Source organism: Dellaglioa sp. CoH-57-MRSF-20 (genome assembly GCF_056781955.1).
This window is the reverse complement of the sequence record NZ_JBXAXV010000004.1, coordinates 84,454-101,490: the sequence shown is the minus strand read 5'-3', so window position 1 is coordinate 101,490 and position 17,037 is coordinate 84,454. Positions and strand designations below refer to the sequence as shown.

The 17,037-nt window shown below is 33.2% G+C and carries 15 protein-coding genes and 2 other annotated features; all 15 genes read left to right on the top strand.

All coding sequences use genetic code 11. From position 1 onward, the window contains the following. The first annotated feature begins 293 nt into the window (after positions 1-293). The 15 genes from ezrA to AC1RPN_RS05550 all read left to right on the top strand — a co-directional run bounded on the left by ezrA (position 294) and on the right by AC1RPN_RS05550 (position 17,025). Entirely contained in the window at positions 294-2,015 is a 1,722-nt protein-coding gene (gene ezrA, locus AC1RPN_RS05620) for a septation ring formation regulator EzrA (protein WP_481761665.1), read from the top strand. Between the two features lie 149 nt (positions 2,016-2,164). Continuing rightward, on the top strand, positions 2,165-3,316 hold the full coding sequence (locus AC1RPN_RS05615; protein WP_481761666.1) for a cysteine desulfurase family protein: 1,152 nt from the start codon (positions 2,165-2,167) through the stop codon (positions 3,314-3,316). A gap of 15 nt (positions 3,317-3,331) precedes the next feature. Then, the gene (gene thiI, locus AC1RPN_RS05610; protein WP_409022345.1) at positions 3,332-4,549 is read left to right on the top strand and encodes a tRNA uracil 4-sulfurtransferase ThiI; all 1,218 of its coding nucleotides are present in this window, start codon (positions 3,332-3,334) and stop codon (positions 4,547-4,549) included. Positions 4,550-4,664: 115 nt separating this feature from the next. Next, positions 4,665-5,153, top strand: coding sequence for a thiol peroxidase (gene tpx / locus AC1RPN_RS05605; RefSeq protein ID WP_481761667.1), 489 nt, complete (start codon positions 4,665-4,667; stop codon positions 5,151-5,153). Between the two features lie 37 nt (positions 5,154-5,190). Beyond that, positions 5,191-5,391: a binding site (T-box leader), on the top strand. 69 nt (positions 5,392-5,460) lie between these two features. Then, on the top strand, positions 5,461-8,106 hold the full coding sequence (locus AC1RPN_RS05600; protein WP_481761668.1) for a valine--tRNA ligase: 2,646 nt from the start codon (positions 5,461-5,463) through the stop codon (positions 8,104-8,106). A gap of 75 nt (positions 8,107-8,181) precedes the next feature. Continuing rightward, on the top strand, positions 8,182-9,495 hold the full coding sequence (locus AC1RPN_RS05595) for a bifunctional folylpolyglutamate synthase/dihydrofolate synthase (RefSeq protein ID WP_481761669.1): 1,314 nt from the start codon (positions 8,182-8,184) through the stop codon (positions 9,493-9,495). Positions 9,496-9,544: 49 nt separating this feature from the next. After that, entirely contained in the window at positions 9,545-10,225 is a 681-nt protein-coding gene (gene radC / locus AC1RPN_RS05590; RefSeq protein ID WP_481761670.1) for a RadC family protein, read from the top strand. Positions 10,226-10,432: 207 nt separating this feature from the next. Next, complete coding sequence (locus tag AC1RPN_RS05585) at positions 10,433-11,437, top strand: rod shape-determining protein (RefSeq protein WP_409022785.1); 1,005 nt, start codon at positions 10,433-10,435, stop codon at positions 11,435-11,437. Positions 11,438-11,538: 101 nt separating this feature from the next. Then, complete coding sequence (gene mreC, locus AC1RPN_RS05580) at positions 11,539-12,390, top strand: rod shape-determining protein MreC (protein WP_481761671.1); 852 nt, start codon at positions 11,539-11,541, stop codon at positions 12,388-12,390. Positions 12,391-12,403: 13 nt separating this feature from the next. Continuing rightward, the gene (gene mreD / locus AC1RPN_RS05575) at positions 12,404-12,925 is read left to right on the top strand and encodes a rod shape-determining protein MreD (RefSeq protein ID WP_409022351.1); all 522 of its coding nucleotides are present in this window, start codon (positions 12,404-12,406) and stop codon (positions 12,923-12,925) included. A gap of 19 nt (positions 12,926-12,944) precedes the next feature. Beyond that, positions 12,945-13,616 (top strand): septum site-determining protein MinC, encoded by a 672-nt coding sequence (locus AC1RPN_RS05570; protein ID WP_409022352.1) that lies wholly within the window; start codon positions 12,945-12,947, stop codon positions 13,614-13,616. 2 nt (positions 13,617-13,618) lie between these two features. Continuing rightward, a complete protein-coding gene (gene minD, locus AC1RPN_RS05565; RefSeq protein WP_409022353.1) occupies positions 13,619-14,422 on the top strand; it encodes a septum site-determining protein MinD in 804 nt (267 codons plus the stop codon). A 44-nt stretch (positions 14,423-14,466) separates the two neighbouring features. Further along, positions 14,467-14,700, top strand: a binding site (T-box leader). A gap of 168 nt (positions 14,701-14,868) precedes the next feature. Further along, positions 14,869-15,525, top strand: coding sequence for an amino acid ABC transporter permease (locus AC1RPN_RS05560; RefSeq protein WP_409022354.1), 657 nt, complete (start codon positions 14,869-14,871; stop codon positions 15,523-15,525). Positions 15,526-15,536: 11 nt separating this feature from the next. Then, on the top strand, positions 15,537-16,175 hold the full coding sequence (locus AC1RPN_RS05555) for an amino acid ABC transporter ATP-binding protein (protein ID WP_409022355.1): 639 nt from the start codon (positions 15,537-15,539) through the stop codon (positions 16,173-16,175). A 10-nt stretch (positions 16,176-16,185) separates the two neighbouring features. Beyond that, positions 16,186-17,025, top strand: a complete 840-nt coding sequence (locus AC1RPN_RS05550; RefSeq protein ID WP_481761672.1) for an amino acid ABC transporter substrate-binding protein — start codon at positions 16,186-16,188, stop codon at positions 17,023-17,025. Positions 17,026-17,037 lie beyond the last annotated feature (12 nt).

The window sequence follows — 17,037 nt, the reverse complement described above, 5'->3', positions numbered from 1 at the left end:
GGGTACTAATTGAACCAAGACAATTGGGCAACAAACTGTTGACGAGCTTACCGTCCACCGCTGCATTATTTTACACAAGACTCATCATACTGTCTTTTTAAACTAATGTCAATTTGTTTTCACGTTTGTTTACATAATAAAAAGAATGTATATAATTAATAACATTAATTTCTATAAATAATAGATAAAAGCTAGTGAACGCTTTAAAGGTCTATGATATAATGATTAGAAGCATAAAATTTGAATGTGAAAAGTAAATATAAATTTTAGTAAGCTAAAGGCGGGATTAGGATATGACACAGATTTTTGTTGGAATAATAGTAGTAGCCATTATTATCTATGCAACAGCGTTTTTTCTTCAGAAACGCAATGAAAAAAAATTCGAAACATTTCGTGATCAAGTAAAGGTTATTGCTCATTCTGAAGTTGAACAACAGCTTCAGTTAACGAAGGATTTGGGGTTAACAGGTGAAAGTCTTAAAACATTTTCAGCATTACAATCAGACTTTAAAGAAGTGCAAAATGCAAAATTGCCTAAAATTTCGACACAAATTAATGAAGCATATGAAGCAAACTCGAAATATCAATTTCTTTCTAACCGTCAATTAGCGGCAGAAATAGAAGTAAAATTAATTTCAAGTGAAAAAACACTTAAAGGGATTGAAAAAGCATTAACGTCGTTGAAAGAAAGTGATGAAAGTAATCATCAAGCTGTTGATTCACTTGAAAAAAAATATCAGGATTTACGTAAAACATTATTATCAAAGAACTTTTCGTATGGACCTAGTATCGATAAACTTGAGGATAAACTAACTGGTCTTGAAGATGATTTTGACCGTTTTTCAACATTAACGAGTGCTGGAGATCATGATACGGCTGAAAAAGTTTTAAGTAAGTTAAGAGAAGATACAACTTCGTTAGAAAAGATTCTTGATGAGATTCCACCACTATATAAAAGTTTGAAGAACGAATTTCCAGATCAACTTGCTGAATTACAATCTGGTTACATGAAATTAACGGATGAAAATTATAATTTTCCAGTGGGGGATGACATCCCTAAACAAATAGACGAAATTCAAACACGTGTTGACGAAACATTACTTAAATTAGAGAACCTAGAAGTAGCGTCAACAATTGTTGCAGTTAATGACATGGCTAATCAAATTGATTATTTATATGATGTTATGGAAAAAGAGTTGGCCGCAAAAGATAAGATAGAAAAGCAAGAAGAAAGTTATCGTAAATTCATTGATCATGCTGAAAAACAAAGTCAAATGCTTTTAGTTGAATTAGATAGATTGGGTCAAAATTATGAATTAAGTCATAATGAATTAGAAGACGCGCAAAAATTAAATCAACAAATTAGGGACATTGATGCACAACATGATACTGATAAAGCGGTTATTGATTCTGGTGAAGCAATTTATAGCGAGATGGCTGAGCGAGTTGAACAAAACTCTAAGTTGTTAGAAAAAATTGAATCTGAACAACAAAAAATTGATGCTAGTATTCAGGATTTACGTAGCAATGAAAAAAAGGCCAGCGCAACAATTCAAAGATTTGATATTGAATTACATCAAATTAAAAGACAAGTTGAACAGGTTAATCTTCCAGGACTACCTAATGATTACTTAGATTTTTTCTATGTTGTTAGTGATGAAATTGAAGAAGTTGAAGTAGCAATTGGTAAATTAAGAATTAACATTGAAAAAATTGCAAAACAAATTATCGATATTGAAGCAGATCTTGAAAGTTTAGAAGATAAGACACACGATCTTATTGATAGTGCATCGTTATCTGAGAGTTTACTACAATATGCGAATAGATTTAGAAATTCGAATGAAGAGATTGCAATTGCATTTGAAAAGGCAAAGCAATTATTTAATAATGATTTTAATTATGCAGCTAGTTTGGAAACAATTGCGACTGCATTAGATAAAGTAGAGCCTGGTTCATATAAAAAAATAGAGAAACAATATTATGATAATATGGAAGACAGCTTTGAAATTGAATAGTAACTATATTAAGTGGGGACTAGGGCATTAATTTGTTCAGTCGCCACTTTTATATTCTATAAAGAAACACCAGGGATGAATAAAAAGTGTCAATCTGGTACGAAGTATATTATAATGAGAAAAGTATTTTTCAGAAAAGAAGGTAACTAATGATTTATTTTGATAATAGCGCAACAACAAAAATAACGCCCGAAGTTTTAGATACATATAATAAAGTTAGTGACCAAGTATGGGGTAATCCATCTAGCCTAAATAACTTAGGTGAGATAGCTCATAATTTATTAGAGCAGTCACGCCAACAGATCGCAAGCTTATTAAATGTATTTGAAGATGAAATATTATTTACTGGAAGTGGAACTGAAGGTGACAATTGGGTAATTAAAGGAACGGCTATGGCAAAAATGAACCATGGTAAGCACTTAATTACGACAACCGTTGAGCATCCTGCTGTTATGAATACAATGGCTCAGCTGGAACAGCTTGGTTTTGAGGTTACCTATTTGCCAGTTGATGATGAGGGGCGAATTAGTATTGATGATTTAAAGGCTGCTTTGAGATCTGATACTATTTTAGTTTCAGTTATGGCAGTTAATAATGAAATTGGAACCATTCAGCCTTTAGTTGAAATTGGGGACGTACTAAAAGATTATCCAACAGTTCATTTTCATGTGGATGCTGTTCAAGCCATTGGTAAAGGTGTGCAAGAAGCTTTTATGAGTGACAGAGTAGATTTTGTAACGTTCTCTGGGCATAAATTTCATGCGCCACGTGGAGTAGGGTTTATTTACAGTAAAAGAGGTCGTCACATTGAACCACTTCTTACAGGTGGTGGACAAGAACATAACTTACGTAGCGGAACTGAAAATGTACCTGCAATTGCTAGCATGGCAAGAGCATTGCGATTATTATTAACAGATGAAACTAAGATGGTGATGAAACAAAAAGCTGTTAAAGAATTAGTTTTCAACCATATTAGTAAGTTTGATAAGATTACAACTTTTTCAAAATTACAATCAAATTTTGCGCCACATATATTGTGTTTTGCAATTGAGGGTGTTCGTGGCGAATCAATTGTTCATGCATTTGAAAGTGAAGGAATATATATTTCAACTACAAGTGCTTGTTCATCAAAGAAAAATCAAGCATCTGGCACATTATTAGCAATGAATGTGCCAGAACCGCTTGCTAAATCAGCCGTTCGAATCAGTTTTGATGGAAATAATACGCTAGAAGAAGCAAAAGAATTTAATCGTATTTTTGATATTTTGTATCATAAATTTGAAAAAATTAATTCTAAATAATGAGAGGATGTCGACATGCAATATACAGAGATAATGGTTCGTTATGGCGAACTATCAACAAAAGGAAAAAATAAGAGGAACTTTATTGATCGCCTAGGAACAAACGTTCGAAATAGTTTACATGGTTTTGATGATTTAGTTGTTAAAGCAAATCGTGATCGGATGCACATTAATTTAAACGGTGACGACAGCGAATTAGTTATGCAACGTTTATCACAGGTTTTTGGGATTCAAAATTTTTCACCTGCAATTCGCGTTGAACAAGATATGGATTTAGTTAAAGAAACAGCTGTAGCAATGATTAGTGAGCAATTTGTTGAAGGGACAACATTTAAAGTTAACACACGTCGTTCTGATCATGATTTTGAATTAGATACTAATGAGTTGAATGACGAACTAGGTGGCTGGATTTTAGATCACGTGCCTGGCATTACTGTTAAAATGAAACAGCCTGATATTATTTTACGTGTTGAAGTTCGTTCAAATGGGATTTTCTTATCTTCTGAAACGCGTCAGGGTGCTGGTGGTTTACCCGTTGGTACTGCTGGTAAAGGGATGTTAATGTTATCAGGTGGAATTGATTCGCCTGTTGCAGGGTACCTTGGTATGAAACGTGGTGTTTCAATGGAGATGGTTCATTTCTTCAGTCCACCATATACAAGTGAACAAGCTTTAGCTAAGGCTAAAGAACTAACAGTTAAATTGACACCTTATGTTGGAACGATTCAATTTATTGAAGTTCCTTTTACTGAGATTCAAGAGCAAATTAAACATGATGTACCAGAACCATATTTAATGACCATAACACGTCGTTTCATGTTACGTTTAACTGAAAAAATTGCCGAATTACGTGGTGGATTAGCAATCTTTAATGGAGAATCATTAGGCCAAGTTGCTTCTCAAACACTTGAAAGCATGGTTGCAATTAATGACGTTACAACAATGCCAATTATTCGACCAGTCGTTTCAATGGATAAAAATGAAATTATTGATGTTGCTAAAAAAATTGATACATTTGAACTTTCAATTAAACCATTTGAAGATTGTTGTACAATTTTTGCCCCACCAGCACCTAAAACAAAGCCTCGTTTAGACCGTTCAAGGGAATTTGAAGCTCGTTTGGATATCGATGGCTTAATGGAACGTGCATTGGCAGGTGTCAAGGTTAGCAAGATTCGTGTTGGCGAAGAATATTTAAATGAAAATAGTGAATTATTCGCAGAATTACTATAGTAGCACTTTAAAAGATTAGACAAATCGGTCTAATCTTTTTTTGTCCAATCAAATAAGTCGCTTCTTAAACAGTAATTGAGTAAGATAGAGATAAATAAAGAAAGGGTGGTCAATTATGAAAGTAACTCGTCATGGTAGTGAAATGGATACAGTTGGGGAAGCACCAAAAGTAGGGGAAGTTTTTCCTACAGTTAATGCGTACGATGAAAATGATCAAGTTGTAACATTACCTAAAAGTACAGGTAAAAAATTAGTATTAAGTGTTGTTCCAAGTATTACGACAAGTGTTTGCAGTATAGAAACAAAACGTTTTAATATGGAAGCAGATAATTTTAGAGATATCGAATTTATTACCGTATCTGATGATTCAAAAGAAGATCAAAAAAATTGGTGTGCCGCTGAGGGTGTAAACAATTTACAATTGCTTCATGCAGATAAGGGGAATTTTGCGAAAGTTACTGGATTAGATGTTCCGGAATTTGGTCATATGGCTCGAATGGTTTTCATTTTAGATGAAACTGGACATGTTATTTATGAAGAACTGGTTACGGAAATCTCAAATGAGCCAGACTACGCTAAACTACTTGAAGAATTAAAAAAATAAAATATTGACGATTTTCAGAATAAACGCTAAAATGTGACTACAGACAAAGAATGAGAACACCAGTCATTTCAGAGATAAAATGCTAGGCTGAAACATTTTAATTAGACATTATGGTGGTAGCTCAGGAGTCGTTATTCTGAAATTAAGTAGGAATAACCGGACATTATTGTTCGTTAAAAAGTAATTAAGAGGGGTTAAAACCCAATTTAGGTGGTACCACGGCACTGTCGTCCTAAAACAGAAATGTTTTTTGATGACGGTGTTTTTTTATGCCTAAAATAAAATTGATAGATGAAAAGGAGAACTCATGACAAAAGAAGTTGAATTATCAACAAAATATGATCCAAGTCAGGTTGAACCTGGCCGTTATGAAGAATGGTTGAAAAAAGATTTATTTAAACCTAATGCTAATCCAGAAGCAAAACCTTATTCAATCGTTATTCCACCGCCTAATGTTACTGGTAAATTACATTTAGGCCATGCTTGGGATACAACATTACAAGATATTTTAATTAGACAAAAAAGAATGCAAGGCTTTGATACGCTTTGGTTACCAGGAATGGACCATGCTGGAATTGCAACACAAGCAAAGGTTGAAGCTAAACTAGCTGAACAAGGTGTGACGCGTTATGATTTAGGCCGTGAGAAATTTGTACAACAAGTTTGGGATTGGAAAGATGAATACGCTGATGTTATTCATAAGCAATGGGCTAAAATGGGATTATCACTCGATTATAGTCGTGAACGTTTCACATTAGATGACGGCTTGTCAGATGCCGTAAAAAAAGTCTTTGTTAATTTATATAATAAAGGATTAATCTATCGTGGCGAATACATTATTAATTGGGATCCTAAAGCAAGAACCGCTTTATCAGATATTGAAGTCATTCATCAAGATGATGAAGGTGCTTTTTATCATGTTAAATATCCATTCGCTGATGGTTCTGGATTTATTGAAATAGCGACAACACGTCCAGAAACGATGATGGGCGATGTCGCTGTTGCTGTTCACCCTGATGATGATCGTTACAAAGATATTGTTGGTAAAAAAGTCATTCTACCACTTGTTAACAAAGAAATTCCTATTATTACAGATCATTATGTTGATATGGCATTTGGGACAGGGATGGTTAAAATAACACCTGCTCATGATCCTAATGACTTTGAAGTAGGTAATCGCCATGACTTACCTCGTATTAATACAATGAATGAAGATGCAACAATGAACGAAAATGCTGGTAAATATGTTGGCATGGACCGTTTTGAAGCACGTAAAGCAATTGTTAAAGATCTTGAAGCTGAGGACTTAATGATTAAGATTGATCCAATTACACATAGTGTTGGTCATTCTGAAAGAACTGGCGTTCAAGTTGAGGCCCGTTTATCAACACAATGGTTTGTTAAAATGAAACCACTCGCAGAAGAAGCTTTGAAATTCCAACAAGGGGATGACAAAGTTGGATTCGTCCCAGAACGATTTGAAAATACATTTACACAGTGGATGGAAAATGTTCATGATTGGGTTATTTCACGTCAATTATGGTGGGGACATCAAATCCCAGCTTGGTATCATAAAGAAACTGGCGAAATGTACGTTGGTGAGGTTGCACCAACTGATATCGAAAATTGGGAACAAGATAATGATGTCTTAGATACGTGGTTTTCAAGTGCTTTATGGCCATTTTCAACAATGGGTTGGCCAAATACTGATGCACCTGATTTTAAACGTTATTTCCCAACTAATACGCTTGTCACAGGATATGATATTATCTTCTTCTGGGTATCACGAATGATTTTCCAAAGCTTAGAATTTACAGATGAACGTCCATTTGAACACGTTTTGATTCATGGATTAATTCGTGATGAGAATGGCCGTAAAATGAGTAAATCACTTGGTAATGGGATTGATCCAATGGACGTTATTCAAAAGTATGGAGCAGATGCACTTCGTTGGTTCCTATCTAATGGATCTGCACCAGGACAAGATGTTCGTTTTAGTTACACTAAAATGGATGCTTCTTGGAACTTTATTAATAAAATTTGGAATGCTAGTCGATTTGTTATTATGAATTTAGATGGTGTGGATAAAATTGAATTACCAGCTAAATCAGAATGGCAGCTTGCTGACAAATGGATATTAAGCCGATTAAATACAACTGTTTCTGAAGTTACACGCTTATTTGATGTCTTTGAATTTGGTGAAGCTGGTCGTGCTCTATACAATTTCATCTGGAATGACTTCTGTGATTGGTATATTGAAATGAGTAAAGAAAATCTTAATGGTGAAGATCTGACAGTTAAGCAAAATACACAACAAATTTTGGCTTATGTTTTAGATCAAACATTGAAATTGCTTCATCCAATTATTCCATTTGTAACTGAAGAACTTTGGTTAACAATGCCTCATGAAGGGGAATCAATTGTTGTTGCAGATTACCCAGTGGTTCATCCAGAATTTGAAGATGAACAATCAGTTATTGATATGAACAATTTAATTGAATTAATTCGTGCTGTTAGAAATAATCGTGCAGAAGTAAATGCACCTATGTCCAGTGCAGTTGATTTATTGATTAAAACAACTGATGAAAAAACAAAGATTATTTTTGAAGACAATCAAGAATTTATTCAACGATTCTGTCATCCTAAGGAACTTCAAATCAGTTCAAATGTTGTTGCTCCTAAGCTAGCAATGACGTCTGTAATTACGGGAGCAGAGATTTATATGCCACTTGCTGAACTAATTGATTTGAATGACGAAATTGTTCGTTTGGAAAAAGAAGTTAAAAAACTTGATGTTGAAGTTGTGCGTGGAACTAAAAAATTAGGCAATGAAAAGTTTGTTGCTAGTGCACCTGAGGCAGTAGTTACAAAAGAAAAAGAAAAATTAGCAGATTACCAAATTAAATTAACAGCAACTAAGGAAAGAATTTCTGATTTAAAAGCAGAAGTTTAATCTAACAAAATAGACTTATTTCGGGTACAATATACCTGAGATAAGTCTATTTTTTTTAGAAAGCGGGACGGAAAATTGATCACAACTTACGAAGAGGCACTCAATTTTATTCATGGGCGAACAAAATTTAAAAAAAGTCCATCTTTGAATAGAATGCGAGCATTTATGGAACGCTTAGATAACCCACAAGGTAATATCGCGATGATTCATGTTGCTGGAACGAATGGAAAGGGCTCAACAGTTGCATTTTTACGTGAATTATTAATTGCACAAGGGTTGAATGTAGGAACTTATACTTCACCATTCATTGTTAAATTTAATGAACGTATTTCCTTAAATGGACAGATGATTGATGATACCGCCCTTTTACATTTAGTAAATGTCGTGAAACCAGTTGTTGATCGAATGGATATTGAACTAGCCGATTTTGAGGGGGGACCAACTGAATTCGAAATTATTACTGCAATGATGTTTGTATACTTTGGCAGCATAAATCCTGTAGATATTGTAGTTGTTGAAACGGGCTTAGGCGGGAAGTATGATTCAACTAATATTATTGATCCAATTATTTCAGTTATTACAACAATTGGTCTAGATCATATGAAAATATTAGGTAATACAATTGAAAAGATAGCGCAACAAAAAGCAGGTATCATTAAACGTAATCGGCCTATTATCGTTGGTAGAGTAACTGATGAAGTCTTTAGCGTGATTAATAATGAGGCTAAATTAAAAAATAGTCCTATTTTTCGATTAGGAGTGGATTTTAATGCTAAATCTGAGGGAACAAAATCATCATGGGAAGAAATTTTAACGTATACGTCGAATAAATTGAATATTAAACAACTTTCTGTGCCATTATTAGGTGAATTTCAAGATGAAAATGCAGCAACAGCAATTGCTACTTTTGAGAAGGTTGCTGAAATTCAGGGATGGGCCATTAGTCCTAAATCAATTAGGCAAGGTATTTCAGAGACACGATGGCCAGGACGTTTTGAAAAAGTAAATGATGAACCGTTAGTTATTTTAGACGGTGCGCACAATAGCGCAGCAGTGGATCGGATTACGCAGTTGCTTAAAACGCATTTTCAAGATAAAGAAATCACAATTATTTTTGCAGTACTAGCGGATAAGCAAGGCAAACAAATGCTGGAAAAATTAGCTGCAGTTCCTCATGTACGAGTTATACTAACTCAATTTTCAGGGCCACGTCTAGTAAGCAAAATAGATGATTTCAACGTTAATAAGTTTGATAATGTCTCCATTCAAGAAAGTTGGAAAGAGGCATTAGTTCAAAGTGTTGGCGAAATGTCTTCTGATGATTTATTACTTGTGACAGGATCGTTGTACTTTATTTCGGAGGTTCGTAGTTATTTTGTATCAGAATAATTTAAATAAGTGAATTTCTCGTATTTAATAAAAAATAGGAGGAATCACCATGTCACTTATTTCTAGTTGCTCAAATGAATATCTACTGGAACAAATCCAAAAGTATCAATGTGATAATTTATCAGATAAAGAGCTTTTGACGGTTGTTTTTAGTTTATTATTAACGAACCCTAATGATGTTGGAAAGTGTGTTAATAATTTTTCTTCACGTTACCAATCTTTAAGCCAACTAAAAAAATGTTGTTTAAAAGATTATCAGTTATTGATGGATGGGAATAATCAGTCTACAGCATTACAATTACAAGCTATTGTTACACTGGGAACACGAATCAACAGTGAACCTCATTTTATTTGTGGACAAATCTGTTCAAGTCATGATGCTGGGGTTAGAATGGTTGCTGAGTTAGGTGGATTAAACCAAGAGTTTTTAATTGGATTATTCTTGGATACAAAAAATCAAATTGTAAAACAAGAGACATTGTTCATTGGAACTTTGAATTCAGCAACGGTCCATCCAAGAGATATTTTTGCAGTTGCATTAAAATATGGTGCAGCTAAAATTATATTGGTCCATAATCATCCGAGTGGGCATGTGACACCATCTAAGAATGATATTATTTTCTCTAAAAGAGTTGAAAAATGTGGTATTCTTATGGGAATTGAGCTGTTAGATCATATTATTTCGGGTAATACTAAATATCTTAGTATGAAAGAAGAGGGCGTCCTTTGATTATCAAGGGTGCTCTCTTGTTCTATGAAATTAGATATGATAAACTTAATAAGATTATGGATTCAAAATTAATTACCTTATAATAATTTAAGATAAACTTAATAAAAATTAGTAAATATTGAATGAAATCTCACTTTTGATTATGATATAATGTAAATACTACGAATAAAAGCGCCTAGAAGGCTGACGATGAAGGGAAGAAAGACTGTGTTTGGATTTGGAACAAAGAATATAGGAATTGATTTAGGAACAGCTAATACAATCGTGTATGTTGAGGGAAAAGGTATTGTTTTACGTGAACCTTCAGTCGTCGCTAAAAATGTTAAAACTGATGAAATTGTTTCTGTTGGAGAAGATGCTCGTGCAATGATCGGTCGTACACCAAGTAGCATTGTGGCTATTCGCCCAATGAAAGACGGTGTAATTGCTGATTATGACACAACAGTTGCTATGATGAAATATTACATTCAAAAAGCTTTAGGTAAATCTGCAGGTAAACCTTATGTAATGGTATGTGTTCCTAGTGGCGTTACAGAAGTTGAAAAACGTGCCGTTATTGATGCAACTCGTGTTGCCGGTGCGCGTGACGCCTACGTTATTGAAGAACCATTTGCTGCAGCAGTCGGCGCTGGATTACCAGTGATGGATCCAACGGGTAATATGGTTGTTGATATCGGTGGTGGAACAACAGATGTTGCTACAATTTCATTAGGTGGTATTGTTTCAAGCCGTTCTATCAGAATGGCTGGCGATAAATTGGATGAATCAATTGTGTCATATATTCGTCAAAACTTTAATTTATTGATTGGTGAAAGAACAGCTGAACAATTAAAAATGGACGTTGCATCTGCATCAGTTAAAGATGCTGCATCAATTGAAGATACAACTATCAGAGGACGTGATTTGATTACGGGTCTTCCTAAAACAGTTACTGTAAAAGCAACTGATATTGCAGTTGCTATTCAAGAATCTATTGCTGAAATCATTACTGCTATTAAGGAAACATTGGAAGAAACTTCTCCAGAAATTGCTGCTGATGTGATTGACCATGGTATTGTATTAACAGGTGGTGGTGCATTATTAAAAAACCTATCAGAAGTTATTTCTGAAGTTACAAAAGTGCCTGTTTTTATTGCTAATGAACCACTCGACTGTGTTGCAATTGGTACAGGTGAATCATTAAAAAGTATCGACGTCATGAAGAAAAGATAGATTTTAAAAATCACATAAGCTAAAAATGAAGAGGTTGGTGGTTTATTTATCCAGCCTCTTAATTTTTTAGTTAATTATAAGGTAAGTGGAGGATAGCGAACATGCAGAAATTTTTTTCAAATAGAAGACTAATCATCATTTTAATAGCCATTATTGTGAGTTTTAGTTTAATTTCATTTTCAGTTTCCGTTAGAAATAAAAAATCAACACCACCGCTCATTCAAGAATTTGGTAATGATGTTGTTGGTCTATTTGATAGAGCAGTTAGTTATCCTGCAAATGGCTTAAAAAGTTCAGTTATTGGTATTTCTGATCTTTTAAATACATATCAAGAAAATCAAAAATTAAAAAAACAAGTTGATAAATTAGCACAAGTTCAAGTGGAATCAGACACTGTTAAAAATGAGAATAAACAGCTGAAAAAGGAATTAAAATTGGACAGTACATTGACTGATTATACTTCAATTAATGCATCTGTTTTAACGCGATTACCTTCTGGTTGGCTAAATCAACTTGTGATAAGTAAAGGTAGTGCGTCTGGTGTTAAAAAGAACGCACCAGTGATGGCTGGTTCTGGATTGATTGGTCGTGTTATAGAAGTTAATAAAACAAATAGTAAAGTTGAATTAATATCGACTACTAATGATTCTGCTAATAGATTTGCAGTTCAAGTAAATAATTCAAACGATGATATTATTAATGGTTTAATTACTGACTATGATAAAACAGATAATTTATTAATTATGGGTCAAATTACTTCTAAGAAAGCCTTGAAAAAAGGTGATTCTGTTGTCACATCTGGTCTTGGAGGCACAACACCAAAGGGTTTAAATGTTGGTGTTGTGTCTAAAGTTGAGCAAGGTGATTATGGACTTGCTTCTAAAATTTATATCAAACCTGCAGTTGATTTGAGTGACCTAACGGTTGTAACAGTTGCTCAGACGTTGGATTAGAAGGTGAGATTAGATGAGAAATAAAAATAGACAGTATATTTTTCCGTTAGGACTTATTATTTCCTTTTTTTTGGATGGTACAATACAATTTGTTTTTATGGAACAGTTACAATCACAAACGACTATCATGGTTAGTCACCTGTTGTTGTTATGGTTGATAATGGGTATCTTTTACTCAGATAATAAGCATCTTGAATTATGGGCGTTTGGTGTTGGTCTAGCATTTGATAGTTATTATGCCGGTATTTTGGGTATTTATATGATTTTGTTACCATTAATTGTTTATTTAACTAAAATAGCATATCAATATTTCGAACCATCTTTTATTGTGATATTACTCATTTATTTTATTGATTTGGCAGTTTTAGAAGTTTCGTATTATGCAGTCAATGAGATGATTGGATTTGCTAATGAATCTGTAACAACATTCGTTAGTACTTCGTTTGGACCAACTTTAGCTTTTAATCTGGTGGTATTTATTATTTTGTACTATCCAATATCAAAATTAATGAATTTAAGTAACCGATATAATTAAAATTCAGGGGTGAACGTAGATGCAAGGTGTTATTTTAAAAGGTTATAAAGATGGTTATGAAATTATTCTTAAACAGGATTTCGGATTTGATAAAATTTTGGTTGAACTTAGAGAATTATTTAATAATTTAAGTGCTGAAAAAAAGAATGCTGATGAAACGGTTATTTCGTTTGATATTAAAACAGAAAATCGATTGTTTTCAGCAGATGAAAAGCAAAAAATCGAAAAAATTATTTCTGAATACCGTAATTTTAAAGTACACAAAATCGAATCTGAAGTAATGACCATAGAAGATGCTAATATTTTAAAAGAAAATGACAACGTTCATTTATGCTATCTAACAATTCGAAGTGGACAAATAGTTGATTTAAAAGGTGATATTTTATTTTTAGGTAAATTACATCAGGGTGGTCAATTACGAGCTGCTGGTAATATTTTTGTTATGGGTGAAGTTCAAGGTGTCATTCATGCTGGATTTAACAATAATACAGATAGCATTATTGTGGGCGATGTTTCAGCTGCTTCACAAGTACGAATTGGTGAATTAGTTGATATTATAGATGATGAAAAAGTAACAAACAGTCAAGATACTGTAATCTATGTTAATGATTTACATATTATAGATTATGGCAATCGAGATGAATTAAAGTCACTTCGACCAAAATTATTTAATCATGCTGGAGGATATTAAAGATGGGAAAAGCAATTGTTGTAACATCTGGTAAAGGTGGTGTTGGTAAAACAACATCATCTGCAAATATTGGAACTGCATTAGCACTTCTTGAAAAAAAGGTTGTTCTAATGGATTTAGATATTGGTTTGCGTAATTTAGACGTTGTTTTAGGTCTTGATAACCGTATCTTATTTGATATTGTAGACGTAGCTGAGGGTCGTGCACGGTTACACCAAGCACTCATTAAAGATAAGAGATTTAACGAATATTTATACTTATTACCTGCTGCACAAAATACTGATAAATCAGCATTAGTTCCTGAACAAGTAAAAGCAATTGTTGATGAATTAAAAGAAGAGTTTGACTATGTTATTATTGATTGCCCAGCTGGAATTGAGCAAGGTTTTATGAATGCTATTGCTGGTGCAGATATGGCTATTATTGTAACAACGCCTGAAATTTCTGCGGTTCGTGATGCAGATCGCGTGGTAGGTTTATTAGAGCAAAATCCATTATTACAACAACCAAAATTAATTATTAATCGTATCCGTCGTCAAATGATGGAAGATGGTCAAGCAATGGATGTTGATGAGATTACACGTCATTTGTCTATTGATTTATTAGGAATTATTGTTGATGACGATGCTGTTATTAGTACATCAAATCATGGTGAACCAATTGTTTTAGATTCTAAAAATCCAGCTGGATTAGGTTATCGTAATGTAGCACGTCGACTACTAGGGGAAACAGTGCCCTTGATGACAATAAAACAGCCTCAAAAAGGTTTTTGGAAAAAAATGGGTTCATGGTTTAAGAAAGACTAATTCTTGACAATGTTAATGACAGTATGCTAAATTATTATCAATTAAGAAAAACGTTGAACAGAAGATTAAGGCTTAAACAAACTTTTAAAGAGAGTATCGATTGCTGAAAAGATACAGTTCTTAAGTCTGAAACACATCTGCGAGTTGATTTCCTAAACTAGTTAATTAGGGAAGTCCGGGATAAGCCCGTTATAGCTGTAGTTTAATAAACTCGTTAAGATTAAATTTGTGAGAATTTAATGATGTTTGAGGTGGTACCGCGATTCGTCGCCCTCTATAGTCAATAATGACTATAGAGTTTTTTTATACTCATTTTTATTAATCTACATAAGTTATTTTTCGTGAGAAAAATATGAATTTGAGGTGGCACCACGGCTATCGTCCTCTTGAGTCAATTTGATTTGGCTTGAGAGGATTTTTTTATTTAACTAAAGGGAGATAATGTAATGACTTATATATTAGAAATTTTGCCATCATTAATAGATGGTGCTAAATTAACGTTAGAAATATTTTTTTGGACGATCATTGGATCGATTCCACTTGGTTTAATTGTCGGATTAGGATTAATTTCAAAAATAAAACCAATTAAGTATTTTTTGAATTTTTATGTTTGGTTAATGCGAGGAACACCACTGCTACTACAATTAATTTTTGTGTTTTATGGACTACCAACACTACAACAGTTCCATATTCATATTGTATTCGGTCGATACGATGCGGCATTATTTGCATTTATTTTGAATTATGGTGCGTATTTTGCTGAAATATTTAGGGGTGGATTGCAATCGATTCCTAAAGGTCAATATGAAAGTGCAAAGGTATTGCGTCTATCATATTGGCAAACTATTAGGACAATTATTATTCCACAAGTGTTCAAGATCGTTTTACCTTCAATTGGAAATGAAATTATTAATTTAGTTAAAGATTCAAGTTTAGTATATGTTATTGGGTTAGGCGATTTATTAAGAGCCGGTAACGTAGCGACGAGTCGTGATGTAACACTCGTCCCACTATTGATGGTTGGGGCAATCTATCTGTTATTAACAGCTATATTTACACTTGTCTTGAAGAAAATTGAAAAACATTATAGTTATTACAAATAAGGAGTAATTCTATGCTAGAGTTAAAAAATATTAAAAAGTATTATGGAAAACGATTAATTTTAGATGATATTAATTTAACAGTTAATGATGGTGAAATTGTTAGTATTGTTGGTCCATCTGGTGGTGGAAAAACGACTTTATTGAGATGTATTAGTGGGTTAGAATCAATTGATTCTGGAGATATTCTAATTGATGCCTCACCATTTGATCCATATCGTAATAATACGAACGAAAGTGTTATTGGGGTAGTATTCCAGGAATTTCAATTATTCCCTCATCTTTCAGTGTTAGATAATATAACGTTAGCTCCAAAATTAGTTTTAAATCGTAATAAAGTCCAGGCCGAGGAAGAAGCACAAAAATTATTAGATCGCTTATCTCTCGGAAATAAAGGGCATTTATATCCTTACCAACTTTCAGGTGGGCAGAAACAACGAGTTGCAATTGCACGTGCATTAGCGATGAATCCTAAAATCTTGTGTTATGATGAACCAACTTCAGCACTTGATCCAGCACTACGCCAGGAAGTAGAGAATTTAATATTATCGTTGAAAGTAGACGGAATGACTCAAATAATAGTGACACATGATGTACCATTTGCTGAAAATATTGCGGATAAATTATTAAAAGTTAAGCCGCTAGAAGATTAGAGGATAATAAATGAATCAATTAGAAAAAAAAATTGTTTTTACAATATTATTTATGATGATGTTTATAGGATTAGCTGGCTGTAGCAATAGTAGCCAATCAATGAATTCGGTTGATAGTTGGAAATCAATTCAAAAAAAGGGTACCGTTGTTATCGGAATTGATGATAGTTTTGTGCCAATGACATTCAGACAAAAAGATGGTAGTTTAGTAGGATATGATGTTGATTTAGCAAAAAAAGTTTTTGAAAAATATGATATTCAAGTTGATTTCCAAACAATTGATTGGTCTATGAAAGAAACGGAATTAAAAAATGGGACAATTGATTTAATCTGGAATGGGTATACAAAAACAACTGCACGTGCTAAGAATGTTGCTTTCAGTCGTACATATTTAACGAACAAGCAAGTATTAGTAACAAAAAAATCAAGTGAAATTAATTCTTTTTCTGATATGAAACAAAAAATTTTAGGTGTTCAAAGTGGTTCAGCTGGATTTGATAGCTTAAATTTGCATCCAGATATTTTAAAAGATAATATTAAAGATAAAGAACCTGTTCAATATGATTCATTTGATAATGCTTTTATCGATTTAAATGCAGATAGAATTCAAGGACTTTTAATTGATGATGTCTATGCGAACTACTTTATTAAGCATCAGTCGAATTCAAATGCATATAACGTGATAAATGGTAATTTTAAAACTGAAGATTTTGCGGTAGGTATGCGAAAATCTGATACAACAATGCAATTAAAAATTAATAGGGCAATAACAGAGTTGCAAAACAAAGGTTATCTAAAAGAATTAAATCAAAAATGGTTTGGTGAAAATAATAATATTCAAAATAATTAATTTTGGAGGGAC

Coding starts and splice junctions, on each gene's coding strand:
- ezrA (WP_481761665.1), top strand. CDS start 294: ATGACACAGATTTTTGTTGGAATAATAGTAGTAGCCATTATTATCTAT.
- AC1RPN_RS05615 (WP_481761666.1), top strand. CDS start 2,165: ATGATTTATTTTGATAATAGCGCAACAACAAAAATAACGCCCGAAGTT.
- thiI (WP_409022345.1), top strand. CDS start 3,332: ATGCAATATACAGAGATAATGGTTCGTTATGGCGAACTATCAACAAAA.
- tpx (WP_481761667.1), top strand. CDS start 4,665: ATGAAAGTAACTCGTCATGGTAGTGAAATGGATACAGTTGGGGAAGCA.
- AC1RPN_RS05600 (WP_481761668.1), top strand. CDS start 5,461: ATGACAAAAGAAGTTGAATTATCAACAAAATATGATCCAAGTCAGGTT.
- radC (WP_481761670.1), top strand. CDS start 9,545: ATGTCACTTATTTCTAGTTGCTCAAATGAATATCTACTGGAACAAATC.
- mreC (WP_481761671.1), top strand. CDS start 11,539: ATGCAGAAATTTTTTTCAAATAGAAGACTAATCATCATTTTAATAGCC.
- mreD (WP_409022351.1), top strand. CDS start 12,404: ATGAGAAATAAAAATAGACAGTATATTTTTCCGTTAGGACTTATTATT.
- AC1RPN_RS05570 (WP_409022352.1), top strand. CDS start 12,945: ATGCAAGGTGTTATTTTAAAAGGTTATAAAGATGGTTATGAAATTATT.
- minD (WP_409022353.1), top strand. CDS start 13,619: ATGGGAAAAGCAATTGTTGTAACATCTGGTAAAGGTGGTGTTGGTAAA.
- AC1RPN_RS05560 (WP_409022354.1), top strand. CDS start 14,869: ATGACTTATATATTAGAAATTTTGCCATCATTAATAGATGGTGCTAAA.
- AC1RPN_RS05555 (WP_409022355.1), top strand. CDS start 15,537: ATGCTAGAGTTAAAAAATATTAAAAAGTATTATGGAAAACGATTAATT.
- AC1RPN_RS05550 (WP_481761672.1), top strand. CDS start 16,186: ATGAATCAATTAGAAAAAAAAATTGTTTTTACAATATTATTTATGATG.